Annotated in this window: 16 protein-coding genes and 4 pseudogenes; 9 read left to right on the forward strand and 11 right to left on the reverse strand. The window is 55.8% G+C overall.

Going from position 1 to position 25,986, the window contains the following annotated elements; translation table 11 throughout:
• Window positions 1-13 precede the first annotated feature (13 nt).
• Complete coding sequence (locus CKW07_RS06965) at window positions 14-1,675, forward strand: SulP family inorganic anion transporter (RefSeq protein ID WP_095144207.1); 1,662 nt, start codon at window positions 14-16, stop codon at window positions 1,673-1,675.
• 21 nt (window positions 1,676-1,696) lie between these two features.
• On the opposite strand, the gene CKW07_RS06970 is transcribed toward CKW07_RS06965, so the two are convergent.
• A complete protein-coding gene (locus tag CKW07_RS06970) occupies window positions 1,697-1,885 on the reverse strand; it encodes a ribbon-helix-helix protein, CopG family (protein ID WP_095144208.1) in 189 nt (62 codons plus the stop codon).
• Window positions 1,886-2,333: 448 nt separating this feature from the next.
• On the opposite strand from CKW07_RS06970, the pseudogene CKW07_RS25660 reads away from it, so the two are divergent.
• A pseudogene (locus CKW07_RS25660) lies at window positions 2,334-2,593 on the forward strand (helix-turn-helix domain-containing protein); the annotation flags it as partial.
• Window positions 2,594-2,762: 169 nt separating this feature from the next.
• Here CKW07_RS25660 and CKW07_RS25665 read toward each other — a convergent pair.
• Window positions 2,763-3,047 carry a hypothetical protein gene (locus CKW07_RS25665; protein WP_095144210.1) on the reverse strand — a complete coding sequence of 95 codons (285 nt, stop codon included), beginning with the start codon at window positions 3,045-3,047 and terminating at the stop codon, window positions 2,763-2,765.
• A 527-nt stretch (window positions 3,048-3,574) separates the two neighbouring features.
• Here CKW07_RS25665 and CKW07_RS06985 point away from each other — a divergent pair.
• On the forward strand, window positions 3,575-4,336 hold the full coding sequence (locus tag CKW07_RS06985; protein WP_256577028.1) for a histidine kinase dimerization/phospho-acceptor domain-containing protein: 762 nt from the start codon (window positions 3,575-3,577) through the stop codon (window positions 4,334-4,336).
• 648 nt (window positions 4,337-4,984) lie between these two features.
• Here CKW07_RS06985 and CKW07_RS06995 read toward each other — a convergent pair.
• A complete protein-coding gene (locus CKW07_RS06995) occupies window positions 4,985-6,283 on the reverse strand; it encodes a sodium:proton antiporter (protein ID WP_095144212.1) in 1,299 nt (432 codons plus the stop codon).
• Between the two features lie 177 nt (window positions 6,284-6,460).
• Here CKW07_RS06995 and CKW07_RS07000 point away from each other — a divergent pair, with 177 nt between their 5' ends.
• Window positions 6,461-7,195, forward strand: coding sequence for a Crp/Fnr family transcriptional regulator (locus CKW07_RS07000; protein ID WP_095144213.1), 735 nt, complete (start codon window positions 6,461-6,463; stop codon window positions 7,193-7,195).
• A gap of 51 nt (window positions 7,196-7,246) precedes the next feature.
• Here CKW07_RS07000 and CKW07_RS07005 read toward each other — a convergent pair whose 3' ends face one another.
• Window positions 7,247-7,417: a CsbD family protein gene (locus CKW07_RS07005; RefSeq protein WP_095144214.1), complete on the reverse strand. Its 171-nt coding sequence runs from the start codon at window positions 7,415-7,417 to the stop codon at window positions 7,247-7,249.
• A 304-nt stretch (window positions 7,418-7,721) separates the two neighbouring features.
• Here CKW07_RS07005 and CKW07_RS07010 point away from each other — a divergent pair, with 304 nt between their 5' ends.
• Both CKW07_RS07010 and CKW07_RS07015 read left to right on the forward strand, forming a co-directional pair.
• A complete protein-coding gene (locus CKW07_RS07010; protein WP_095144215.1) occupies window positions 7,722-7,880 on the forward strand; it encodes a DUF3309 family protein in 159 nt (52 codons plus the stop codon).
• A 69-nt stretch (window positions 7,881-7,949) separates the two neighbouring features.
• Window positions 7,950-8,510 (forward strand): YSC84-related protein, encoded by a 561-nt coding sequence (locus CKW07_RS07015; protein ID WP_095144216.1) that lies wholly within the window; start codon window positions 7,950-7,952, stop codon window positions 8,508-8,510.
• A gap of 279 nt (window positions 8,511-8,789) precedes the next feature.
• On the opposite strand, the gene CKW07_RS07020 is transcribed toward CKW07_RS07015, so the two are convergent.
• A complete protein-coding gene (locus tag CKW07_RS07020; protein WP_095144217.1) occupies window positions 8,790-9,089 on the reverse strand; it encodes a hypothetical protein in 300 nt (99 codons plus the stop codon).
• A 270-nt stretch (window positions 9,090-9,359) separates the two neighbouring features.
• On the opposite strand from CKW07_RS07020, the pseudogene CKW07_RS25675 reads away from it, so the two are divergent.
• Window positions 9,360-9,607, forward strand: a pseudogene (locus tag CKW07_RS25675) (hypothetical protein); the annotation flags it as partial.
• Between the two features lie 472 nt (window positions 9,608-10,079).
• Here the strand turns inward: CKW07_RS25675 and CKW07_RS25680 are convergent.
• From CKW07_RS25680 to CKW07_RS07045, 3 genes and pseudogenes are all read right to left on the reverse strand, one after another.
• A pseudogene (locus tag CKW07_RS25680) lies at window positions 10,080-10,254 on the reverse strand (Hsp20/alpha crystallin family protein); the annotation flags it as partial.
• 84 nt (window positions 10,255-10,338) lie between these two features.
• A pseudogene (locus CKW07_RS25685) lies at window positions 10,339-10,458 on the reverse strand (hypothetical protein); the annotation flags it as partial.
• 449 nt (window positions 10,459-10,907) lie between these two features.
• Window positions 10,908-11,333: an N-acetyltransferase gene (locus CKW07_RS07045; protein WP_095144220.1), complete on the reverse strand. Its 426-nt coding sequence runs from the start codon at window positions 11,331-11,333 to the stop codon at window positions 10,908-10,910.
• 319 nt (window positions 11,334-11,652) lie between these two features.
• On the opposite strand from CKW07_RS07045, the gene CKW07_RS07050 reads away from it, so the two are divergent.
• Both CKW07_RS07050 and CKW07_RS07055 read left to right on the forward strand, forming a co-directional pair.
• Window positions 11,653-12,639 (forward strand): two-component system response regulator, encoded by a 987-nt coding sequence (locus CKW07_RS07050; RefSeq protein ID WP_095144221.1) that lies wholly within the window; start codon window positions 11,653-11,655, stop codon window positions 12,637-12,639.
• Between the two features lie 3 nt (window positions 12,640-12,642).
• On the forward strand, window positions 12,643-13,635 hold the full coding sequence (locus tag CKW07_RS07055) for a LysR family transcriptional regulator (RefSeq protein ID WP_095144222.1): 993 nt from the start codon (window positions 12,643-12,645) through the stop codon (window positions 13,633-13,635).
• Here CKW07_RS07055 and CKW07_RS07060 read toward each other — a convergent pair.
• The 3 genes from CKW07_RS07060 to CKW07_RS07070 form a co-directional block, all read right to left on the reverse strand.
• Complete coding sequence (locus CKW07_RS07060) at window positions 13,544-17,200, reverse strand: PAS domain-containing protein (RefSeq protein ID WP_176465289.1); 3,657 nt, start codon at window positions 17,198-17,200, stop codon at window positions 13,544-13,546. The two genes, CKW07_RS07055 and CKW07_RS07060, sit on opposite strands and share 92 nt — an antisense overlap.
• Window positions 17,201-17,262: 62 nt before the next feature.
• Window positions 17,263-18,711, reverse strand: a complete 1,449-nt coding sequence (locus CKW07_RS07065; protein WP_095144223.1) for a TolC family outer membrane protein — start codon at window positions 18,709-18,711, stop codon at window positions 17,263-17,265.
• 91 nt (window positions 18,712-18,802) lie between these two features.
• The gene (locus CKW07_RS07070; RefSeq protein ID WP_095144224.1) at window positions 18,803-25,933 is read right to left on the reverse strand and encodes a TcdA/TcdB pore-forming domain-containing protein; all 7,131 of its coding nucleotides are present in this window, start codon (window positions 25,931-25,933) and stop codon (window positions 18,803-18,805) included.
• Window positions 25,934-25,986 lie beyond the last annotated feature (53 nt).

Consider the following 25,986-nt stretch of genomic DNA (forward strand, 5'->3'; position numbering starts at 1 on the left):
TGAGGAGCTAGCCATGATTGCGATAGTTGAGGCATGGAAGGTGGGGTTGTTAGGGCGAGGACACTGGCTTCGCAATATGGTGTCTGGTGTTATCGTCGGGGTCGTGGCGCTCCCTCTGGCAATGGCGTTTGCCATTGCATCTGGCGTCAAACCTGAGCAAGGCATCTACACCGCAATCATCGGTGGCCTGCTGGTTTCGCTCTTCGGGGGAAGCCGCTTGCAGATTGCCGGGCCGACAGGTGCGTTCATCGTGATTCTGGCGGGAGTCACGGCCGAGCATGGTGTTGACGGTCTGCAAATCGCGACGATGATGGCGGGGGCCATGTTGTTATTGCTGGGGATGACCCGACTCGGTGCAATCATTAAGTTTATCCCCGATCCGGTGATCGTCGGATTCACTGCGGGCATTGGGGTGATCATCTGGGTCGGGCAGTGGAGAGACTTTTTCGGTTTACCGAAGATCAGTGGAGAGCACTTCCATGAAAAGCTCTGGCATCTGCTCCAGGCCCTGCCGGATCTTCATATCGCCACGTCCCTGCTGGCGGTGCTTAGCCTTTTCCTAGTTATCACCGCGTCCAAAATTCCCGGACTCAAACGAGTACCTGGCCCGCTAATCGCAATGGCGGTCGCTACAGCGATACAGTCAACCTTTCATTTCAAGGGGGTAGCCACAATTGGCAGCGCTTTTGGTGGCATACCTCAAGGCTTGCCAGGGTTGAGCCTGCCTGAAATTACGCTGTCCCGCGTCATCGATTTGATTGGTCCGGCGTTCACTATCGCCATGCTTGGAGCAATCGAATCGCTGCTGTCCGCGATGGTGGCCGATGGCATGGCGGGTACCAAGCACGATTCCAATCAGGAGCTGATCGGTCAGGGTGTGGCCAACCTGGTCACGCCGTTGTTTGGCGGCTTCGCCGCTACCGGGGCCATTGCCCGCACTGCAACCAATATCCGTAACGGCGGCACGAGCCCGCTGGCTGGTATTACGCACGCGGCCACCTTGGTGCTTGTTGTTCTGTTCCTGGCACCTCTAGCCTCAAACATCCCGCTGTGCGCCCTGGCCGCCATTCTTTTCGTGGTCGCGTACAACATGAGCGAGTTGAAGCATTTCAAGCGCATGGTCCAACGGGCTCCACGCGCAGACGTAGCTATCCTGCTCATCACCTTCAGCCTCACCGTGTTCAGCGACTTGGTGATCGCCGTGAATATAGGCGTCATTCTTGCCATGCTGCACTTTATGCGTCGCATGGCCTCATCTGTGGAGGTGCAACAGGTCGTCGAGCACGAGCTTGAAGAAGAGCTGAGGGCCAACGGGCATGCTCGCCTGCCGCAAGGGACATTGATATATACGATTGAAGGGCCATTGTTCTTTGGCGCGGCTGAGACCTTCGAGCGTGTGTTGGCTCAGACCCATACCGACCCACGCCTGCTGATTATCCGTTTGAAGCGCGTACCGTTCATGGATATCACTGGCTTACAGGTGCTGGAGGAGGTGATTCAGCAGCTGCACAAGCGGCATATCGTGGTGAAACTTTGTGAGGCGAATACGAAGGTGCTTAACAAGCTCGATAGGGTGGGCATCTTGCAAGAAATCGGCACGGAGCATTACCACACCGACTTCAACACCGCGCTGGCTAAAGCCGTCAGTCTCGCAGAGGGCATGTCGGCCCTCTAGAGGCTAACTGCTCGTGTTGGGTTATAACTTGGTGCTGATGGCATGCTTACTCTTGGTCGAATAACTGGCACCATGAGTGTCCAGGTAGTCACGAATCAGCTGACGTACCACCTGCGAAGGCGTCAAGTCTTGTGCTGCACAGAGCTCCTCGAAAGCTTTTTTCTTGATGGGATCAATGAGCACAGTGAGGCGCGCAGTCTTGCTTTCCATGGGGTATTCAATCACTCAAGTCGCTAGATGTTAATCAAATTGTAATTGCCTTGTTCGGTGCTGTCACTGTTGCGGCCGTGGGTTGTACGGTATCTCGACTTAACTCCTAGAAAGCAATTGGCGCCTACGGTGGATGAGGAAGCGGATGTGCGTTGACTCAATATGGATAACTCCCGCCCGCGAGCAAGAGAGCGGATTTATTCTAAGCGGAGCGACTGTCGGCAGCAGGTCGATTGTGATCAGTCATGAGCGACCGGGAAAGACTTCACGGCTATCCTGAGTTTTTAGTTGTGACTTGTGTGCAGGGGCACCATAAGAGCCCTCTTCACTAGAGGGTGAGTCATCATTGAAAGCAACATTCAATACCAGGTTTTGACGCCAAAAAACGCTGGCCTGTCTGCCCCACAGGCCTTTAAGGATAAAGCCCGGTGGCCGTATGGAAAGTAGCAGCAGTCGCTTAAAGAAGATGTATGCCGAGGAGCGCCTCAAAGCCGAAATCATCCAGGAAGCGATGGCAAAAAAGTGGTGAAGCCATCTCGGCGACGAGAGATGGCGCAGCACGCTGTACGCTCAGGAAAAATCAGCATTAAGCAGGCGTGTATGGCCTTCGGGGTCAGCCACTGCTGCTATCGCTACCAACCGCGTCTGTCGACGGAAAATGCCGAGATTGCCGATCACCTGATTCGGCTTACGCATAACCAGCGTAACACGCGCAAAACCAACGCCCCGATAGACCATGGCGCTGCTCAGCAAGACGCGAGCAAGCAGCGTTCTAGCCACCAACACCATGGTGATAAGCAAGGCGCCAAGCAGTAATGACCGGAAGGCTACTGAGATGGAGTTCTACTCTAAGTGGGCTTTCTTGAGCTGAGCCCAGCTAGACGTAGGGTTGACCACCATATCCCCTTGGGAGTCTCTGCAGCCCCGGCATGGCGGTGAGCTTGTCCCTCCAGGCATCGCGCCAATTATTAGCGATGTGAAGGCCCTTGGCTTTCCGCGCGGCTCTGCGCGCTGCGTTGCGTGCATCTTTGCGGGCATCTTTGAATGCGTCGGTGCTACGACAGCTGCGGCATTTCACGCGCGTCAGTTCAGTGGTTGAGATTAGATTATCGCCATGATGGCCGCAGGCGAGATGTCCGGCGACCTTGAAGTGAGTGATCATTGGTAAGCTTCCTCGTGGTGAGTGCGGTGCAGGGAGCAATCCGATACGAAGCGCGGGAGCGCCCCCAGTAATCCAGTTTTTCGAGTCTGACGGATAGTGGGCCGATGTTCTGTTCGCTGAAGCACATATCGGCGGCAGATAGTGGACTGAACCGGTGCTGGCCGGCCAGGAAAGCACCGTGCTCGGCCATCTGTTCGGCGCTAAACAACTCCGAAAGCCGTTGAAGCGATGCAAGTGCGCGGGGCCAAGGGTTATCCATAGTGACCTTGCTGAACGAGGTCGGGCTGGAAAGTCAGTTTGCCAATGCCTCGCGCCGGGGTCTGTTCGGTAGCGAACAGACCCGTTACACCGTTGTACTCACTCTAGAGCCTGTCATTTACAGTAAGCCGGCAGACGCCGGTGCCGGAGTGCGCCATGAAACAGTCACTGAGGCCTTTTCTCGCCATCGCCCTGATGACCCTGTCGTTGCTTGGTGCGGGCCTGCGCAGCAAAGCCAGTGCCACCACTGCAGATGATCTGGACGAAGCTTGAACCTCTTATTGGACTGCACAGTGATGCCAAACCAAAATGAGTCTAATCCTGCAGCAGAACTACCCTGTGGCGACGCTGATCAAGGGTTGCTTCTGACCGCAGAAAACGGGTGCATCGAAAGTGCGAACCTGACGTTCTGCCGCTGGATGGGCTACTCGCAGCAAACACTGCTTGGCATGCGCATTCAAGAGCTGATGAGCCTGGAAACTAGGACTTTTCATCAGGCGTACTGGCAGCCACTCATGCAACTTCAGGGGGGCGTAGCCAACGTAAAATTCGACCTTATGCACCATGATGGATACAAGATGCCGATGATGTTGAGTGCAATAAGCTGTGCGCATTCCAATGGTGCTTTTCATGAGTTGGCTCTTTTTAAGGCAGAGGATCGGCACAAATATGAGCTGGGGCTGGTCAATGCTCGCTTGCTCGCTGAGGGGCACTTGACCAAGAACCTGAAGACCCAGCGCTCCAGGGAGATCGCGGAAGGTAAGCTACGTACTGTGTATGCTGCCGCCGAAGATCGGGCGCTCTTTGCTGAGCAGATGATCGGAATTGTCAGTCACGATTTACGCAATCCGCTTTCAGCAATAAGAATGGCGGCCGAAATTCTGTCGCGTCGTGATCAGGATGCCAAGACTACCCAGATGCTGGGCCATATTAGCCATTCCGTCGAGCGTGCCCAGCGACTTGTAGCTGACCTGTTGGACTTTACGCTGGTTGGGGCTAGTTTTTGTGTCGTTGTTTCGCCGCTTGAATAGGGTGGCGGTGGAACCATAAGACCGCTAACGACCAGTAACTCGCCTTCACCTGCGCATCATGTTTTGACTTTTTACAGGAGCGACTATTTCGGCCGCTCTCTGCTCGCCAGAAGACTGGAAACATTGTGTGCATTCCGGATAATTCCTGCAGATCTTAGGGGGAGTGAAAGTGCATTTTTACTCGCTCACCTGACTCACGGGATCTTTACCGACGCATGGACTTCAGGTTTTTTGCATCGGGCGAGCACCTTCAATCAATTGTTCACCTGCATTTGGAGTACACCAAGTTCCTCCTGCCCATCACCGCCCCGCTTTACATGGCCTGGCTCATCTTTCCTGTGGTGAGGGCAGGGGAGAGAGTTACGATACCTCACAAGATAGCGCTCGATGTAATCGTCTCTAACGCTGATCTTGGCCGCCTTGTTACACTTACCGAAAATGTGAGACCACAAGTTGCCCGTGGTATCCGGCCGTAAATCTCCCATTGGTCTTTGCATTAGCTTTCACCCTTTATGATGGAGGCCCGGTGGGCGTACATCATTGCATCGGGCTGGAGTGCATTGTGACTGCGCAGACGGTTGGCGTCGGTGGTAAGCGTTGGCGTTGCCAGGTATGCCTGGAAAGGGCACATCAGCGTTATTGCAAGTGTTAGTCTTGCTGCTCATACCACTTGATCAGAGGCAGAACCGACATGCCGTGTACCACGATAGAGACAGTGACGGTCACCAACGTCAGCGTTATCAATTGTTGAGCCAAGTGGGGGTTCAGGCCATGGCGAATGGCGAACATCAGGTAAAAAATGGAACCTATTCCTCGTATCCCGAACCAGCAGATCATCATGCGTTGTGGTTTGGGCATGTATTCACCCAGCATCCCAATCGCAACGGCTATCGAGCGAAGGAGCACGAACAACAAGGGTATGAACCACCACAAAGCTGGCCAATACACCACGTAGGGCAGTAATGCCCCTACGAGCAGCACCATCCCAAGCTCGGCCAACTTTTCGAGTTGTTCATTGAACCCGATCACTGCGCTCGTCATGGTTGCGCTGGCATGGTGCGAGTGCGTGGCCAATGCCTTGTAGGCGTGGCCGCTCACGCCAGGTCTCGTGCTCAGTGATGCCGCGTCGGGCTGCGGTTGTTCCTTGACCCTTTGTAGCGCCAGACCCGCGGCGAATACTGCCAGGAAGCCGGATGCCAGGCTCAGTTGCGCAGCGCCATAAGCCATCGCCAGCAGACCGAGTGAGAGGAACTCGTCCAGACCTACGGCCAGTTTATAGCGCGTACGCAGGTGAACAACGAGGCTACCGATGATTGCACCTAACGTAGCGCCGATTAGCAGGCCTCCTGCTGTGGCCCAGATCAGGTCTATTGTCCACCAACGCCAGCCACCCCTGCCGAGGTCGTGCAACCCCAGGAGCCCGAGGCCTAGCATCACGAAGGGAAACGCCGTTCCGTCGTTCAAGCCACCTTCCCCGGAAAGGCTGAAACGCAGGCGATCTGGATGTACCTCACTGTTAGTTTGCACCCCGGAGGCCAGCACAGGGTCTGTTGGGGCAAGGATGCCTCCCAGCAACACAGCTGCCCCCAGTGGAAGCCCCAGTCCCCAGAAACCGACTGCTGTGATAAGCCCTACCGTGAGCGCCATGGATATGAGCGCCAAGCGTAGCGGCAGCCTCCAGCGTCTGTCGGAGAATGGAACGGCCCCCATCTTCAATCCCACATTGAACAGTGAGATAAGCACTGCGACCTCGGCGACCCATTCCAGCACATCAGCATGATCCGCAGGGTCCAGTGTGATCACCGCGAGCACCGCAGGCCCTAGCGTGTAGCCGACAAAAAGGTAAACCATGGCGCTGCTCAACAGCAACCGAGTGAGTAGGGTTCCACCCAGCACCATGGTGATGAGTAAAACCCCGAGGAGTAGTGACCATAGGGCAATAGACATGACAGTCAGTTAACCTGGGGCGCGTCGTAACCTTGTCTAGCATCCTCTACCGTAGGGCCAGGAACTACAGAAAACTGAATCCTTTTGCCCGAGTCGCCGGGAGGTGGAAATTCCCCTGCGGGTCTATCATTGTGAAAACAAGTGTGGTTACAGGCCATTGGCAATGTTGGAGAAACCATGTCTGAGCTTCCCCACCCGCTGCAGAACCGTCTGCTGGCGGCCTTGCCCATTGAGGTTCAAGAGCGGCTGATTCCCCAGTTAGAGTTGCTGGTCTTGCCCTTGGGCAAGGTCGTGTATGAGTCAGGTGATTCTCTGCAGTATGTCTATTTCCCTACCGACACCATTATTTCCCTGCTTTACGTGATGGAAGACGGGGCCTCGGCGGAAATATCCGTGGTAGGCAACGAAGGGCTCGTTGGTATAGCCGTGTTCATGGGCGGCGAAAGCACCCCAAGCCGGGCCATCGTGCAGAGCGCCGGGCACGCCTACCGGCTGGCGGGGCCGCGCCTGAAAAGTGAGTTCAACCGGCATGGCGAAATGATGCAGATGTTGCTGCGCTACACCCAGGCGTTAATTACTCAAATGGCACAAACGGCAGTGTGCAACCGCCATCACTCAATCGACCAGCAGCTTTGTCGTTGGTTGCTGCTATCGCTGGATCGCTTGCCGAGTAATCAGTTGATCATGACTCAGGAACTGATCGCCAACATGCTTGGCGTTCGTCGCGAGGGCGTCACGGAAGCTGCGGGCAAATTGCAGAAACTCGGTGTGATCGAGTACAACCGTGGTCATATTGAGGTGTTAGATCGCGCGAAGCTTGAGGCGCTGTGTTGCGAGTGTTATGCCGTTGTAAAGAAAGAAACCGATCGTCTTCTTGCGCATACAGTCTTTAGCCATACCACTTCGCACTGAACAGTGCTCAACAGCCAGGCTCACCTGGTATCACCAGACTATTGAGTTGGATCAGCGTTTCAAATCTTCCTTCAGGTCCCCGAGACCTGCTTGAATAGTGCCAACGGTTTTCTCAATCTTTCCTCTTTCCTCCAGGCGTTTGTTGCCAACGGCTTTGCCTGCGACTTCCTTGATCGCGCCTTCAATTTCTTTAACCCTGCCTTTTACTTGATTCTTGTTCATGGTGTTCTCCAGTGTCTGCTTGCAATAAATTGTGCTTGTTGTCGCGCGTTTATAGCGACCACGTTCAAGAGGTTCGGCGCAAAAGAGTTTGAAGTCTGTACGGTAACACACATACCTGCAGACCAGCGGTCCGGAACTGTTGTTGTGCTCGCTTATTTCTGGCACTCACCGTTTCCAACGATGTGGATTGTGTGCGGTACCGTACAGATCGCCGCCAGCAAAGAGTTCACACTAGTGTCGTCAAATCGCTGGGCATGCGCGACAGCGATCAAGCCTGTTCTTTCGCGCGCGTGAGGAAATAGTCATGAGCGTGGGCACAATCCTATTAATCATCTTAATCCTGCTACTGATCGGTGTGCTTCCGAGCTGGCCGCACAGCAGGAACTGGGGATACGGACCGACTAGCGGGTTGGGCATCGTGGTGATCATTATCATCGTGTTGCTGCTGATGGGGCGGATATAACCGACTGACAGGTGTCAGTCGCACAACCAACGATGACTTCCTTTCTATTGCTGGCACTGGAGTTCAACAATGAAACATTCATTGCGATTGTTGTTTTCGATGTTTTTTGTCGTTTTGTCATTGGCATCAGCAGGGCTCATTAACAACGCTAGTGCTGCAACGGCCGCTGACCTAGACAAAGACTCCCAACAGGCCTTACAGATGCTCTACAAGGCACACCCATTGGCCGAAACCATGTCGCGCACCGCCAAGGCTGTGCTCGTATTCCCTAACATCGTTAAGGCGGGCCTGGTGTTTGGTGGTAGTTATGGTGAGGGTGAGTTGTTGATAGGTTCTAAAGTAGACGGCTACTACAACTCTGTGACTGGCTCCTGGGGGCTGCAGGCAGGTGCGCAATCCTACGCTTATGCAGTGTTCTTGATGACCGACAAAGCCCTTCAGTATGTGCGTGATACGAAGGGCTGGGAGGTCGGTGTAGGGCCCACGGTCGTGGTTGTCGATCAGGGTGTGGCGAAAAATTTATCGAGTTCGTCGTTGCAACAGGATGCTTATGCGTTTGTCTTTGATCAGCAAGGATTGATGGCGGGTATCAGCATTGAGGGCACCAAGATTTCGCTGATCAAGCGCTAGAGCCCAGCGTACGCCCCGATCAATGTCGGGGCGTTCATCTGAGGAGCAATGCCGATATCAGTCAGATGGGTTTGATCATGCCTCAGGAGTATGCCCCATTATCTGATTGCCAATACAGCGACCATCGATAGGTTGAGCGACGAAAGCAGAATCATGATGCAATGCAGCTTTGCATTCTGAGTAGTACCGCACGAAACTGTCGATTTCTGGCCCGATCTGCTTTTTTAGGAAAAATTGCAGAAGCAACACTATCCTGACACCGGAGGTAAAATGCGAAAACTAAGCAAAAGCCTTTCTTTTGTCGTCGAGATATTCGTGTCCGGACCACATCAAACGATAAAAAATTTTATCCGGCGAATCATAGTGGGCTGAGTATTTCTTCACGAACGCCGCATCTTCTAGGATCTCCAGCTGATATTCCAAGATTTTTTGGAGGTCGCCGACCTGCTCACAATCACCTGAGACACCATAGTCGTGCTCAAGCTGTTGCAGAATTTCCGAATACGACGACCCTAGAGGGTCTAGGCCGGACTCAATGCACGACAAAACTCTAAATATCAGCTCGTTGTCACGTCTCATATGGCACCCCCACAGAAATTGACTCCTGTAGGTCAATTCTATTCGTAATGCATTGCTTTCGAAACGAAAACACCAACTCTGTCGCAGTTGATGAGCTCCTTTAGGGATTCTCCGAACAAGTCCTCAAATGTACTGAAATAAGCCTTCACCGCCTGCCCCGAGCCCTCCAGATGAGTTTCTCCGACTTTGAGTATGCCGGCAAGCGCAAAGGCACCGCGAACGGTCACTGGATCAGGCGGTGCCTTGGAGCGGTTTGCAGGGCTTGATCGAACAGTATTCGGTTCCTGGAGCAGCAGGCAGGTGCCCAGTCCTACACCTATGCAGTGTTCCGGATGTCTGACAACGCGAGATCAGGAGTAGGGCCAACCGTCGTCCTGGTCGATGATGCCTATGCGTTTGTCTTCGATCAGCAAGGTTTGACGGCGGGTGTCAGCCTTGAAGGCACTCAAACGCTGATTCAGCCAGCGTCCCGGAAACATGGCAGCTGTCGGAATAGTGATTCTGATGATAGACGGTAATATTTGCGTAAACGCCGCCAAGACTCCGGCGTTTGAGCCGATGCCGGAAAAATTTGGCGGCACTACATAAAAACGGTTAAATAATTTGCTCGGTAGGAATAATCGAATATTAATCAGTAGATTATAGCAAAATAACAGGATTTTAACTTTTTTAACACAGGGTGAACCCAAAGGTTGACTCCGGAATACAAGTCGAAAACAAGGTACAATGGAGGCTCAAAAATCATCTGAAGGAATGTATGAGAAGTCAAATCGATACAGACTTCAGCTTGGGGCTGAATTACGTCAATTTGCGCCGAGGCTCACTTAATCCAATCGGAGAGTTCGCTAACGGTAAGTATCACTCTTATCTGCGAGGTGGGAATTTTTATAGATTGGACGGGGATGACATGTACGACCAGAACGATAACGTGCTCGGTACGATTGGGCGCTACCCCTACAGCGGCATGGTGATGTTTATGGGGATATCACCTACATCAAACAAACCACGGCTGACGGGTGATAGGTTTGAGCGGTGGTTGAAGTCTTCGAACAGGTGATCAACCTGTTGCCGGAGTTTTTCCAGGGGCGCCAAAGATCAGTGGCTACTGAGTGATCACTGGCTTTGTCGTCGTTAGTCACGGCCTTTTTTTCACGGAATTGCTCATTTTTACACTCCTCTTGGATGAAGGTGGCTGCAGACAGCCCATCTATCAGTCCACCCTGAAAGAATAGAGCGAAGGCCCTGGTTTCTCCGTCGCCAGCAGTGTCCAGGCGAGCAGGGCGCCGCCTACTGAAATGATCAAACCGACGTTGAGCAGCAGTGCACCCCATGATCCGGTCACGGCTTCAATTACGCCGGCCATCGAGGGGGGGCAGCGCCGCTAGATCAAGTAGTCATGGCTGTCCCCAGAAGACGCGAGTTCTGCATTCATCGAATGTGATTGGTGCAACGACGGTCTCTAGTTCCTGCTGAACGTCCCAAGCATAACTCAACTAAATGACTATTTAGTTGAGTTATGTCTAGAGATTATAAGAAAGGCTGTCACGGCATACAGTGGAAAAGGGCGCGAACACGCACTGCAGAGGTCAGTTCAAAGGGGGTAACAGGCACAAAATACTCGACTTGCCACCTTTGAATTTGCACCGACCTTTGTCGGCGTGATTTTGGCAACCCGAAAGACTATCTGGCGATCATCAAGCGTGAAGCGGAACCCGCCATATTCTCGGGCTTCAATATCCGCTGAATAGTCGGCCGAGCATTGCAATGCGGTGGGCAAATACAGGGTGTTGATAGCCGTCAGCAAGGGCTGCGGGAAGATCAACCCTTGTACGCCATCAGATACTCGCCATGGCCCGTTTGATCATCAACTTGCTCCTTGATCACCTCAAAGCCTTGCGACTGGTAAAAGGCGAAACTGGGCGTGTTTTCCTTGTAAACCGCCAGGATCAACTCGTCACGAAGCTTTTTCGCGTGCTCGAGCAACTGCTTGCCCAGGCCTTTACCTTGATGGCCGGGATCAACAAACAACGCAGCCAGTTGATTGCCCAGCAAAGAACAAAACCCCAGAACCCCGGATTGGTCCTCAATGACATAGGTCTCTGATGCCGGGATGTAAACGTCACGCATCGTCTCTGTATGGGATTGCCAGTAAGACGCATCGATAAAGTCATGGGCCTTGATCGATGCACTCAGCCAGATTTCCAGAATACGTTCCATGTCGCGATGTTCAAATGCTCTTATCATTTGTCATTCCATTGTGGCGTGTGCAGTGCAAAGACTGTGATTATGCCGCAAAGCAAACATTCAGTGATCCGCGCAGAATGAGTGAAATGTTCAAGGCGGATGGCGTCAGAACAAGGATTGGCCAAGAGAGGGATTTCCAGCCTTGAAATCTGACCTCCACTGACCCTGGCACGGATAGATACAACTTCGCATAATGTATATTATGTTAAATTAAGTGCGTTCCGTGAAGCGCCGTACATCCACTACTGCCTGCCAAGGTACCAATTAGTCAATTGAGATAAACTGTCGCCCTCGCCCTACTTTGCAGAGACGCTTCTTCATGCACTCAGAGCACGCCTCCAAGCCTTATACGCTCCTGGCCATCGACGACGATCCGCAATCACTGATCGTGCTCTCGAAGACCTTGACCTCTGAGTATGAAGTGCTGCTGGCCAAGCATAGCGAGCAAGGTATCGCCTTGGCCCGTAGCGCCTGCCCCGACCTGATCATCCTCGACATCATGATGCCCGGAATGGACGGCTTCCAGGTGCTCAGCGAACTCAAGCGCCATCCCGCAACGACCAGCATTCCAGTCATCTTCCTGACCTCACGCAGCAGCGTTGAAGATGAACGCCTGGGTCTGTTATTAGGCGCCGTCGATTACATCGCCAAACCAATTTCGCCTCCGGTGGTGCTGGCCCGGGTATCGGCACAACTAAGTTACCGGAACAAACTCCTGCATAACCTTCAACCCGCCAGCGCCCCTTCAGCCGGCAATGGCATGCGTGACGGTTTCATCAGTGCACTGTCACTGCAGCTGAAACATAACCCGCTCATCCAGCTCGACGCGCTGCTCGATACCCTGTCGATCCTATCGGACAGCGCTGTGGCGGAGAACGATCCGAGCACATTACGCAGTGCCGCCTGCCTGGCGCTGATGGGCCTCAATCAGTTTAATGCCCCTGTAATTCAGGCCTTGGCCCACAGCAGGGTATTGATAGAGGAAGTTCTCAGCTTTGCCGACCCAGAGGACCGAATCCTTAACCTCGCCTGGGAGATCACCCGGGCAGAGGCTCTGCTCAAGGGAGACGTCAGCCATCAAACGATTGACCTGCCGCTGTCGACTCACCTTTTTGCGCTGGCTCTGACTTACCACCTGGAATTGCTTCAACCCGGGCCGGACATTCACTACCGGCATGTGCAGGCATTCAAAAAAATGGTCGAGCAACCCAGTTTTTTGCAGTACTTGGCTTGCGATCAAGAGTCGTTGTCCGCAGCCTTGCTGAGGTCGACGTACACTTTCCTCGGCCTGCACAGCGAGCATTGAAGTATGGCTAACCTTGGAGATCTTGAACTGTTTGTGTTGATCGCCGACTGTCAAGGCCTGTCGCCTGCCGCTCGTGCGATGTCCATCACACCCGCTGCTGCCAGCCTGGCGCTCAAGCGCCTGGAAAACCGATTGGGTGTACGATTGTTCACCCGCTCCACTCGCACCATGAAACTCACCCCCGAAGGCCTGCGTTACCTTGAGAGTGCGCGACACGCCCTGAAAATTCTGGCTGATGGCAAACGCTCGCTGACCCATGATGACGGCATGCTGGAACTCACGGTGCCCTCCGACCTGGGCAGGAACCTGCTACTCGATGTGTTCGCGCAACTCAAGCGGAGCAGGCCGCGACTGTTTATCAAGCTGGCGCTTAGCGACAATGAGGAGAATCTGCTCACGGGCAAGTTCGACGCGGCCCTGCGATTTGGTAAAAGCCTCTCACTGGATCTCGTCGAGCTACCCGTTTTGAAACAGCATTACTTCATCGTCTGTGCTGGCCCCACCTATCTCTCTGAGCATCCCCTGCCCAGCACACCGCAACATCTGAGTGAACATGAGTGCATCATCAGCACCCGTAGTGGCAGAGCGGAAAATCATTGGCGCTTCCATAAGTCTGGGCAGATCGAAGTTGTTCAGGTGCAAGGGCATTTTTGCTGTGACGACGGCGACGCTGTGCGGCGCTGGGCGATAGCCGGTTATGGTGTGGCTTACTTGCCCCTATTGAGTGTCATCGACGACTTACTCGCCGGCCGATTGCTCGCATTGCTGCCCGGCTGGCAGGGCGAGCAAGCCCCACTGAACCTGGTGGTGTCGCACCGGTCGCAAATCACCGAATCGCTCCGGGCCTTGCATCACAGTCTCACCGACCAGTGCAACGAACGAATGTCTCACTACTCCGCCTGGCTCAATCCACCGGCAATGTCTGTGACGCTCGATGAGCTATCAGCAGGTCATAGGCCTGCTGAAATTCCAGACAATAGACACTCTCCTGGATAGCCAGCAGAGCACTGCAGGCACCCTGCTCGCAAAGTTCATCGACCATGCTCAGCGCTTGCGCGTTTTGATCGCGCAACAGCGTGGCCAGGCGCTCCAGTTTTACCATCAAGAGACGGCTTTGGTCTTCGTCTTCATCCACCAAACACAGCACCGGCCCCTGCCCCAGATCAGCCAGGCTCTCCAACACCGAATGCAACTGGTAGGCCAACCGCCATATCAACGGAGCCAGGTCAGTAGACCCTGCACAGTGATCCTCCAATTGCCCGGCCGCTCGCTGCACAGCCCGAGCTCCTATGTGGCCAGAAGCACCGCGCAAGCTATGAGCAAGAAAGCTGATGGCCTGAAGATCCTTGATTGCATGCGAGCGCCACAAGCGCGCGACGAACTGCTGATGACTGTCGCGAAAACTGCACAACAGTTTTTGGTATAGCGCGGCATCATGATTGACCACCGATAACCCGACTGCTGTGTCGATGCCATCGTAATGCGGCATTGATGCAACACGAGGTACAAGCGGTTTATGATCGCCAGGCGGAACTTCCAGGGGTTTGATCCAACGTACCAGAGCGCGGTAGAGCTCATTGACCTCCAACGGTTTGGCGATATGATCATTCATACCGACAGCCAACATACGCGCCTTGGCGTCCAACAGGGTATGGGCAGTGACGGCAATAATCGGCAAGGACTGCAGATGGGGGTGGCGGCGGATTTCTAATGCGGCACAGTAGCCATCCATGACCGGCATCTGGCAATCCATCAGAATCCCGTCGAAGTGACTGTCGCGCAGCAACAGTTGCAAGGCCTCTTCACCGTTGTTGGCAATCACTACTTGTACTTTGGCGCGTTGCAGCAGCCCCTCGAGAACTTCCTGATTCATCGGGTTGTCCTCAACCACCAAAACCCGGGTACCCTCCAGTAACCGCGTAAAATCGTTGACCGTGCACGTGCCAGCGACAACGCTGGCCGATAAGTCAGCGCCTGGCTTGACGGGCTCGTACTGCACAAGGGCAGGCAACTCGAAATCCTGGGACTGTGGCACGCTCAGCGTTACGGTGAATTTGAACTCCGCCCCCCTTCCCTCCAGGCTATCGATCCAGATGCTGCCTTGCATCATCTGTACGATTTTTTTTGAAATGGTCAGCCCCAGACCGGTTCCGCCATAACGTCGGGTAATCGACGGATCAGCCTGGACAAAGGCATCGAATAGACGAATGCGCTGCTCTTCACTGATACCAATACCGGTGTCCGAAACGCTGAAGCACAACAGTACCTTGCCGCTCCACTGCCGCACTTGGTGTACCCCGATGCAGACATGACCGACTTCAGTGAACTTAATCGAATTGTCGACCAGATTGGTCAGTACCTGAGACAGGCGCAATGGGTCGCCCACATAACTGCGAGGCATCAACGAGGGTATCTCCAGGCGCAGACTGATTCCCTTTTCAGCAGCCCGCTGGCGTACCAGGCAAAGCACCTCATCCAGCAGCTCCGGAAGGTCGAAATGCACGTGTTCCATGCTCAGCTTGCCAGCTTCGATCTTTGACAGATCCAGTACGCCGTTGATGATCCCGACCAGATTCTTTGCCGCACGGTCCATCTTCTCGATGTACCCGCGCTGGGTCTCCCCCAGTGGCATATCCAGGAGTAGATGGGACATACCGACAATAGCGTTCAACGGTGTGCGGATTTCATGGGACATGTTGTCGAGAAACATCGACTTGGCCTGGGTGGCCAGCTCGGCATCGCGTCGCGATTGCTTGATCAGTGCTTCCCCGGCCTTGCGCTCAGTGATGTCGAAGATCACCCCGTCCAGGTATTGCGGTACCCCGTCCACGTCAATGGTTTGCCCTTTGTCGTAGACCCAGCGCACCTCCTGCGTCGCGGTGATGATCCGGTACTCGAGCATATAACTGCCGTCATCCAGGCAGCAGTCGAAAATCCCAAGGTCGTCGGGGTGAACAAGCTCCCGGTAGGCTCGGCCGGACAAAAAATGCTGCGCCGAATAGCCACTCAAGCCTTCGATGACATCACTGACAAACATCATCTCGCGTGCGCTATTGGGCAGGCTGCGAAAAACCACTCCTGGGATATTGGCTATCATCGACTGGAGTTTGCTCTGGTTCTCTACAATCGCCAGCTGAGCCTCGACAGCCTGGGTGATGTCCTGCAGCACTCCAGTCACCCGTGTCGCGACACCTTGGGCGTCACGCTGCATGACTTTGCCGATATCCAGCACCCACACCCAGTCTCCGTTTTTATTGCACACCCGGTATTCAGCGCGGTATTCGTCAGTCTGGTTATCCAGGTGCGCGTTGAGCTTGGCCATGACCGATTCAAGGTCATCCGGATGAATCAGACGAGCCCAGCGATCCAGGCCATTACCAAAGGTACACTCCAGTTCGCATTGGCTATAACCGAGAATACGCAGCCAGACACCATTGTTGATGACGATGCCCAGACTGACGTTCCAGTCCCACAGGCCAAGTGCCCCGCTCTGCAGGGCCAGGTCCAGGCGTTGTTCGCTTTGCTCGATCAACGCGACATCGCGATTATGTCGTCGGGCGTCCGCCAGCCGCCGCAGACCACCCCACCACAGCAGAAAAAACAGGCCGGCACTCACCCCGTCGATCAACAGGATTTGTTCATTAGGCAGGATCGAATCCAGATCGCTCAACGTGATAAGCGACCAGGGGCCTCCAGGGTCGCTCCAGTCAAAGTCGGCTCTGGACAGGCCATAACGTCGCCCCTCCAGCGTGACCACAGGCTGATGGGCATCAAACGGCAACCTCTCAGGTATGCCATCGGGAAATGGATAGTCGGCGAATTGCTGGCGGATCGCGCCGATAAACGCGCCCGGCGACCACTCCCGGTCGGCCTTGAGCAGCAACGGCTGTGCGTTGGCGGCAAGCACCACGCCACTGGACGACAGGATCATTTTAACGTCGCCGTTGCGTTGTTTACTCAAGCCGCTGTCCAGCACTTGGGCATCGAAACGCGCCACCAATACGCCGATCACCTTGTCCTGACGGGTACGAGATGCGTAGATCGGTACTGCCATGTAGAACATGCGCGATCCTGTGGCAGTACTTATCGCTCCGTAGACGCTGCTAACACCTTTGAGGGCGGTATTGAAATAGGGGCGGAAGGCTACATTCAGGCCCAGCTGTGACGGATTGAGCAAGTCATGGACCGCCACGATCTCCCCGTCCAGATTGGCGACAAACGCGTGACTGGCACCCACCACGATCGACAGCGTACTCAGGGGTATCGCCGCCTGCTCCATGAGCTCTATGGAAGGACTGCGTTCCTGAATGACTCTTTTGAGCATCGGATTGTGTCGCCCCAGGATCGACAGCGCGCCAATGGCAAATCCGTCGGATTTCCACTGCTCCAGTTCCGCGGCATGCTCCTGCGTCTGCGCTTCGATCCCCGCCCGGTAGACATCTTCAACCTGCAAGCGGTAGTAGTTGCCAACCGCCACGCCCCCACCGACCGCAATCAGCACGCCAAGAGCGTTATAGTACAACCTGTTACCGTCGAAGAACTTCACTAACCTGTACAACATCCACTCCCTCCTCTCAACCATCCTCGCATGGCAAATGCGTCTGTCACGCAGCCCTGAAGTCACTAGCGTGTGGCCAGCTGACGCGGAAATTCCGGAGGCAGGAAATCACGATCGGGGTCGTAGTTCGGTTTGAGGAAATCACAGAGCGTCTGCAGGTCTTGCGGCGACAAGGTGCCTACCGACTGATGGAGGCGCAGTGTATCGAGAATGTAATCGTAGCGGCTGTTATTGTACTCGCGCACCGCATTGTAGAGCTGACGCTGGGCTTCCAGCACATCGACGATATTACGTGTACCGACCTGGAACCCCAGCTGTGACGCCAGCACCGCGCTCTGGTTGGAGATGATCGACTGGCGTCGCGCCTGGATCTTCTCGACGCTGCTGTTGAGACTACGATGCAGGTTGCGGGTGTTCTCCACCACTTGGCGACGCAGGTTGTCGTTAAGCGACTCGCGCTGGCTCATGCGTTGATAGGCTTCGCGAACCTGCGAGCTGGTCTGCCCGCCGTTGAACAACGGAATGTCGAGTTGCAGACCAACCGAGCGCTGTTCAGCGTTGCCGCCATAGCCACCGCCCCGTACCCCGCTGTTGCCATAGCCGAGGTTGTCGTTGTCGCCTATCTGGTAGCGCATTACTGCATCTACGGTCGGCGCATGCCCGGCCTTGCGTGCGTTCAGCGTTTGCTGCGCCACCTGCAAGGCCCGCTGGCTGACCCGTAGCGCGATGTTCTGATGCATTGCGCGATCAACCCATCGCCTCGCGTCGTTGGGTACGGGTAACAGGATTGGCATGTCATGCCGCACCCCCTGGACTGCGGTGTACTGCTGATGGGTCAAGGTATCGAGGGCTTCAAACGCGTTGTCCACCTGCTGCTGCGCAACAATGCGATTGGCCCGGGCACTGTCATGACTGGCCTGAGCCTGCAGCACATCGGTACGGTCAGCCAAGCCCAGTTGCAAGCCCTTCTCTGCCAGGTCCAGCTGACGCTTGAGGGCGGTTTCCTCGGCCTTGCCTGCAGCGAGTCCGTCCTGGGCTTTAAGCAGGCCGAAATACACCTGGGCGCTGTCGAGTATCAGCTTCTGCTCGGCAACCTCCAACTCCAACAGTGCCTGCTGATGTTGGGACTCGGCAGCCTTGAGGTTGAACCAGCGATCGACGCGCAATACGGGCTGGTTAAGTAGCACCTGGTAGCTGCTGCCACTACGCCCGATGTCCTGCTGCGGTTGTTGCAAGGTCGTCGTTCGGTCTTTGAGCTCGGCACTGGCCGACAGCGAAGGCAACAGGCCGGCACGGGCTTGAGGCACGGCCTCAGCCCGTGCTGCCTGGTCAGCGCGGGCCGCTGCCAGCTCGGAATTGTTCTGTCGAGCATCTTGGTACACCCGCCAGAGATCGCTGGGAATGGCCACAGGTGGATAGTCCCGAGGAGCGCTTGCAGCCGGTTCAACCTGCAACAGGAGCGCGAGCAGCCAGACGATAGGCGCCCGCTGTCGCGAAATAATTGGTTTGATCATGTACAGGGCAACTTTTACAAGAGGAATGATTCAAGCTGAAGGTGGGAGGCAGGAGGCGCGTTGCGCCCCTCCTGCTGTTTCTCGTACTACCTCAAGACATCGAAGGCACCAGTGCCCCATGCGCGGCCTGGCGGTTTTGCGGCAAATATTCGCGGGCACCGCCGGTGTCGGCGAACGCGGCCATCGCGCCGCTCAACTTGGTCAGGCTGGGACTGGTTGCGCTCTCTACTGACTCCGGCTGCTGGTTGGCCCAGGCCAGCTCGAACAGGGCATTTTTATCGGCCCCTACCCGGGTAAAGCCCGCGACCAGATGATCAATACTGATCACCGCCCCGGAACCTTTCAGCTCGATTTGCAGATGCCGGTGCGTCGCCGCCTGGCTGCCAAATACCTTGCGAATGAGCAAGGTAGTGCCTCCTGCCCAGTCAGTCAGCAGCAGATCATCATCATGACGGCTGACGAGGAGCTTTTCCCCATCGGCTGCCGGTATGATCAATCGGTCCAGGGCCTGGTCCGGGTCATCGTTATCAATGACGACTGTGCGGTAGTGCGACCACATTTCCGGGCTGAGGCGGTAGGTATCGCCGTTGGCCCCCCCATGCAGCACGACACTGTCGACACCGTCAATCAGTGGCGGCTGCAGATCATCCTGGCTACCACGCAAGCCGTCGCCCCGCAGCAACAACGACGAACCAACGCGCTCGACAGAGGTGTAATGGCCGAGCCTCTTCGGATTACCCGCCCAGACATGGTACAACCCCTGGTCTGTCTGGCTGTATACATAGGCTGCTCTCTGCCCAACAGCGGTTCCCACGAAACGCAAATCTTCCGCAACCGGGAGACCTTTGCCAGAGAACACTTGTCCACTGCTGACGTCGAACCACCCTTGCGCGCCCTGCCCCAGCAAAGTCAGCACACCTGTAGCTCGCCACTGGCTGGCGAGCTCGCTGAGCGCTTGCGGCAAACGAGCAAGGTTATCTTGCTGCCAGCCTTTGTCGACCGCCACCAGCTGCAATTCACCCTTGCTGTCCCGGAGCAAAATCTCGCCTTTGACGGTGGTCAGGCGTAATCCCGCGTCATTGAGCTCTGCCGCCTTGAGATGCAGATTCGGCACCAGCTCACTGGCGGCGGGCAGTTGCGCCGACACCTCGAGTACCTCGTCAGTGCCAAACGCGCCGGCAAGCGCTGCAGGAGTCAAAGGAGGTTGACGATAGAGCTTGCCACTTGCCGGATCGAAAATCCGCGCAGCGCTGCCGTCCGCTTCAAATCCCAGAAACTGCAAAGGCTTGCCATGCAGCGGGGCGGATGCCACCACGACCTGCCCGTTGTGGTACCACACGGGCAACACGCTCTTGCCGTCACTGCCCTTGACGCCAAACACCGCCAGGGTTGCACTGCGACCAGCGACACTGGATAGATCTTGCCACCAGGTTTGACGCCCTTTGAGCCAATGCTCGTTGACGGCCTCGTAACTGAGCTGCCCCTTGGCATCGACCCGGGCCAGGCGGCCATCCTCGGTGAGGAGGACCAGAACTCCGTTCAAATCGATTACATTCGCCAGCGCCGGGGTGGTAACCCGCAATGCTGTCGGGCGGGTGGAGTCGAGCACCGCCTGGCCTGGCCCTTCCTGGCGGAACAGGACCTTTTGCGCCTTGCTGTAGAAAAAGAACACCTCCTTGCCATCGAGGCCGGGCATGCTGCCCGCCAACACCAGATCAGCGGGAACAGGCCATGCGCTACGACTTGTTTCGTGCGCTTCGAAACGCAGGGTTGTGTCCCCGGGTGGCGCCAGATTGGGTTTGATCACGGCGCCATCGCTGGTTCGTATCCAATAGCGGTGTGCCACGCCAGCCGCATCGGTGCCAAATACCGTCATCAACGCCGCAGGGGTTGGCTCGATCAATCGCGCGCCCAACCCATACACTGGGGTGCCGCGCTGCACGCCATTGCTCGCGTAGCCATTGAGCATGGTTTTTACCGCGTCGCCATATTGGCCAGTGCACGCCGAGAGCTGTAATAGCGCCTCATCACCCACCGCGCTGACCAGCTCCATGCGATCGCCCTGGATCCGGTAGCTCAGCTCGGCCTCACTGCCATCTTTGAGCAAATGGCGGCGCGTCAGGTAGACCGCATCCCCCTCTTGCCATAACCGGCTGATGTTGCCCGCGCTCTGGTTGAACCATGGATCGAACTGCGCATCGATCCTGCCACTGGCGATGTCCACCCGCCACGCCGCGGCGTTCGCGGCGTCAAAAAAATAAGCATAGTCGCCACTAACGGCCCCCAACTGAGCATGCCTGGCCTGCTCAATATCAGTGTTGGTGAACAGCATGCGATCCTTGGCGACGTCATAGAACGCCCGGCCGACATTTCGTCCCTCGTGGCTGTAATTCTCCACCACAACGTACTGACCTTGCATCTGATGAGCCTTGGCCAAGTCGCGCAAGTGCTGCTCGATACGATGACCTGGCACCTGCCATTTACTGGCGTCCTCCACCAGCACCCGGGTAGTCATGCCGGCAAAATCGACTTCCCGCACCTCGCCTTTGGCATTGACCAACAGTATGCGACCGTTCTGGGCGGGATCGAGCTCGACCACAACACCACCGACCACCAACTGTTGGTTCGACACGCTGATGCTATCGCTGGCAAGCTGGCTGCTATCGATGATCCAGCGCGAGGGCATGCTGCCTGTTTCGCTGGTGAGCTTGACCCGCACGCCTTCATTCAAACCGATTACGTATTCGCCCCCTGTGCCCTTGATCTCGTAGCGCAGGAAGCCGTGCAGCTCATTGGGCAGCTCGGGTACTACCAGTTGCCGGTTACGCTGATCGAGCAGCACTTCGACCGGCGTATCGACGTACTCTTGATGAATCTTGCGGATCGTGTACTCGCCCGGAAAGAGGTAGAAGTCGTAGTCAAAGCGTCTGTCTTGCTCAAGCCGACGAATCACATCAAAGCCGCCGTCATGGCGGTTGGTGGTGCCGGGAAGTGTCTCGTATTCGTAACTGATATAGGACTTGGGCGTACCCGGCAGAATAACTACCCTGGTATCGCTGTGAGCGAGCGGATGGTGGCTCCCATAGCCGATGCCACTGCGCACCTCGACCGCCTGACTGCGATCGCGGACCATCACCGGCATGCCCCACCCGAAGTAATTGATTGCTCCAGAACCGCCATTACCGTGATGCGTGCGGTAGATGTACTGACTGTCGAAGTCGATTTGCCCGTTGCGCAGGTCGACGGTCTTCACTACCGCCCCGGCAAGAGGGACCAGCACCTGTTTCTGCTCGTCATAACGATAACCTTGGCCTTTGTATGCGCTGTCGAGCGCCTCAAAGTAGCGGCCCACCGCTTGGGCTTCCATAGCCACAACACCATATGCCTGTGCCAGTGCGGTAAAGCCGACCGCAAGCCCACCCAGGACCACAGCACACCCACCGAGCATGGCAGCGGCGGTGGAGGCACCGATCAGGCCGGCGCTGAGTCCCGCAATACTGGTCACGAAGCTTGCCGAGTCGAAGGCGAGCTGGGTGCCGAACACAGCCTTTTGCATATCGTTTTCGGCGTGAGCCAGCTCAAACCCATCAAAGCCAACCATCGCTGCCCCCAACAGGACGCCAATGCCTTCATCGGCGGTGCGCCCCAGCGTTTTGGCAAAGTCCTGGAGAGTGGCTTCAGCGGCTACCGCTTCGCCGCGCAGTGCCGTGCGAACCAGCTCGGTGACCCTGGCCACATCCTGGAGGGTGCCATGCCCCATCTGGATAAAATTGATGTAACTGTGCACTTTGAGCGCCGTAGCAAGATCAGGCGCCGCCCCCCCGCTCGCAGCGTCTTTGCGGCTCCTGTCTGCAAACCAATGGATCAATGCCTGCACCGCAAAACCTGCGTTCAAACCGTCTACCGGTGCGGCCTCACCGGATACGCCCTTGGGCCGCAGTTGGCCATTCTCGAGGGTAAAGTGCTGGCTGAGCCGCTGCAGATTTTCGTCGACGAAGCGCCGAAACTCGATAAAGGTGACATCTTCGGTAGTCAGCCAGCGGGTTTGCTCGGGCTGGTCACGGTTGATGAACTGAACCCGGTACCGGCCTTCGCCTTGCGCTTCGGTATTGGCAATCACCGGCATCCAGCGATGGTCGAGCCCCGCTTCCCGCGCAAGCAGGGTGCATGATTCTTCAAATCTGGCGCCCCACTGCTCGGCATCGAGCGTCACCAACGCCATGCGCAACCGGGTGTCCTCGATAGCCTGTGCTTGTGTACTGAGCGTACGTTCGACCAGTCGCCGCTGCTCAATGGAACTCACCAGCTCATCAGCCCGTGACAGGTCAGCAACGTACAGGTCGTTGCCCACCGGCACCTCGGCCATTTTGGCGACATCGATCTGCACCAGGTTAAACACAGGAGCCGACTGGGTGCCGAACGAGCCGTAGAAAGCGGCCATTTTGCGGCCGATCAGGTGCTGTGTCATTGCCTTCGACAAACTGGCCGTATCGTCGAAAGCGAAAATCCCGACATTCGGGTCGTAGAAATAGTAACGACGCCCTTCGGCACTAATGGTGCTCCCCACCAGCATCGAGTGCCCTTGGGTGTTGAGCGCGAACATTGAGGTTTGGGTCGTTTCAGCCAGCCGGGCAACCACGTCGGCCACTTTGAAATGGCCCAGTTCGGTTGATGCCTCAACTGCGTCGACATTGGCGTGCAGCCTGCTCAAACTGTTCTTGAGCAATATGGAACTGGCCCCTTGCGGGTCGGCGCCAGCCAGGAACAGCTTTTCCACCAGGTTATTGACACCGTACTCACCGCCGTTTGCCAGCGCCACCGCCATGGCCCTGACCAAGGGATAGCAACGACCTCCCGACGTGTCGCCTACCAGCGACAGATAAAAATCCTGTGGCACCAGCCGATCGAAGGTACTGCCGGCACGATGAAAGTCTTCGCTGAACTTCGCCGTTCGACTTAACACTTTATCGATGTATTCGGCCTGGCTCGCCACACTGATACGCCCACTCAGAGCGCCCTGCTGCTCAGGGGTAAGCTGTCCCTTGAGGAACAGACGCTTCATCTCCAGGACTGACATCTTGTCACCCAAACCGGGAATGGCTATATCACGGAAATTGCGCAAGCCTTCAGCAAACCCGGGGACCTGCGTCCCGCGCTGAAATGCTTCTGCGATCGAGTAACGTTCCCCAACACTGTCAACACGCGACGCTCCTTCTCCCTGGATTGAAGCGTCGTCAATTCGCACCACCGCGGCGATGCCTTTTTTTTCCTTGATCTGCTGCCAAAGCCAGGTTCTCTCGACAGATCTGGCTTCTAACAATAGTGGTTGGTATTGCGCACGGTAGTAATCCTGAGTGAGGTTTATCTGCTTGATCTGCTGGTCGATCAAGGCTTTGTCACTTGAAGTGCGCCGGGCATCCTGGAGTTGAACGCGCTTGTATCTCAACTCTTCGATGTCAGAATCGACAATGACTTGAATCGCATTGCGCAAGTGGATCCATGCTGCAATTGCCGGGTGCTCGGAAGAAAAATCGCCGTCCGTATAGGCAACATCGGCTACTCCTTCAGCAGATACGCCGAACTGACCGGCCACTTTTTTCAGTTGTTGGTGAATCTTTTCCCGGTAAGCGCTGAATTGAGCCTGATTGCGCTGCGCCACTTGGTCGTCGGCGACTTGGATCGAAAGGGGTGACTCGCCATCACGCAGCTTCGGCCGGGGTCCCTCATCTACTCTCTGGTTCTCCTCGTACTCCTGACGCTGAAAAGCCAGCTGCCATTCGCCATTGACATACTGCATGTACGCTGCGGCCAAACCCGTAGAAGTGCCGGAAACCTGATAATCCTTGAAGTCGATCGCCATCACCACGTTGTCGTAGAGTGTCGAGCTGTTGACCCGGCCGTCGTGATACACCCGATAGGTGTTTGCATCCAGACTGGTGACTATCAGCGAACAGCCTGAAAGCGTGGCGGTGAAGAGAAAGCTGCCGGGGGCCGCGTGCTTGGGAATATCCACATAGGCAGGGGATGCATTGACCTGATCCGCACCATTGAAGCCAAGAAAGTACGCTGCCACACTGTCGACTTGGCTGGCTGGCTGGCCTTCATCACCATGCTCGGTGTATTCAATTTCATACAGGTTAGGCGCAACTTTCACCAACTGGGCAAAACCCTGGGCCGGAAGACGGCCCGACTTGAGTAGAGCCTCGGCGCTGAGTGTGTAGGTCTTGGCAAACAGCACAGGATCCAAAGCAAACTGTCGGATGTCAGGACTGCCCGTGCGGGGTTCAGCCCCACCACTGACAGGCACCAACCCTCCCTTTAACGCACGGTCTTGTACAGCTTGTGCTAGCAGGGCCGGGTCTTGTACATCGTACCCACGCCTCTGCAGGGTACGCTGCAAAGTCTTCTCAATTGGAGTATCGGTGAGCAAGGCCTCAGCTCCCGCTGCAGCAATCAGTCTGGCTCTGGATTGACCATGGCTGCTCGACTCCCCTTGCGCCGTCTCGGAGTAGGCAATGCCTTTGTCCACCCGGAGCATGCCGGTGGGAGTGTGTTCGACAAAGGCCGGCGCCGGTAGAAGTTCGGCAAGCCTTCTGCCGATGGTTCGAGCATGCTCTACCCCCGCTTCAGACAGGTAAATCACCGCCTGGTCGGTGCGGCGGCCCAGGTTTTTCGGCCCCATGATCTTGGCCTGCTCAAGCCAGCCGCGGTTTTCATCGCTGAACAATTGGGTCAGTGCATTGGCCAGCTGGTTGAAGTACGCCTTGTCGACGTTGATGGTCAGTCGTGCGCCAACCTTGGATCGTGTGCCATACCGTTGCGCAAAATCTTTAGGCAGAACTCGAAACGCTTCAGCACTTCCTAGAACGCTGTCCGTTTGCGAGGCCAGGGCTATTGCCTCGCTGCCTTGCACTTTGATATCGACCATTGCAGCACGCGCCGCCAATGCCTTCATGTACTCGACAAACTCACGCTGTTCAACCTCGTTGAGGCTACTGACCGCTGTCGGCCTATCGTTGCTGTAGCGGCCGTAGGCATCTGCCTCAAGCGCCTTTTCAAGCTGGCGCTGTTTGGCATTCGCTTCGGGAGTCCACTTGTTACCGTTATCACGAAACATTTTTTTTATGTCGTTAACCAACGCTTGGATCGCTGGTCTGCGTTTCATCTCTTTATAGGTCGCTTGCGCGGATTCGAGCAGTGACTGGTAGCTTCTGCTGGGCATAGGTCTCTCTCCTGAGAATAGGTTTACGGATAGTTTTTGCGGGTTACAGCGCT

Source organism: Pseudomonas sp. Irchel s3b6, assembly GCF_900187415.1.
Taxonomy (GTDB): domain Bacteria; phylum Pseudomonadota; class Gammaproteobacteria; order Pseudomonadales; family Pseudomonadaceae; genus Aquipseudomonas.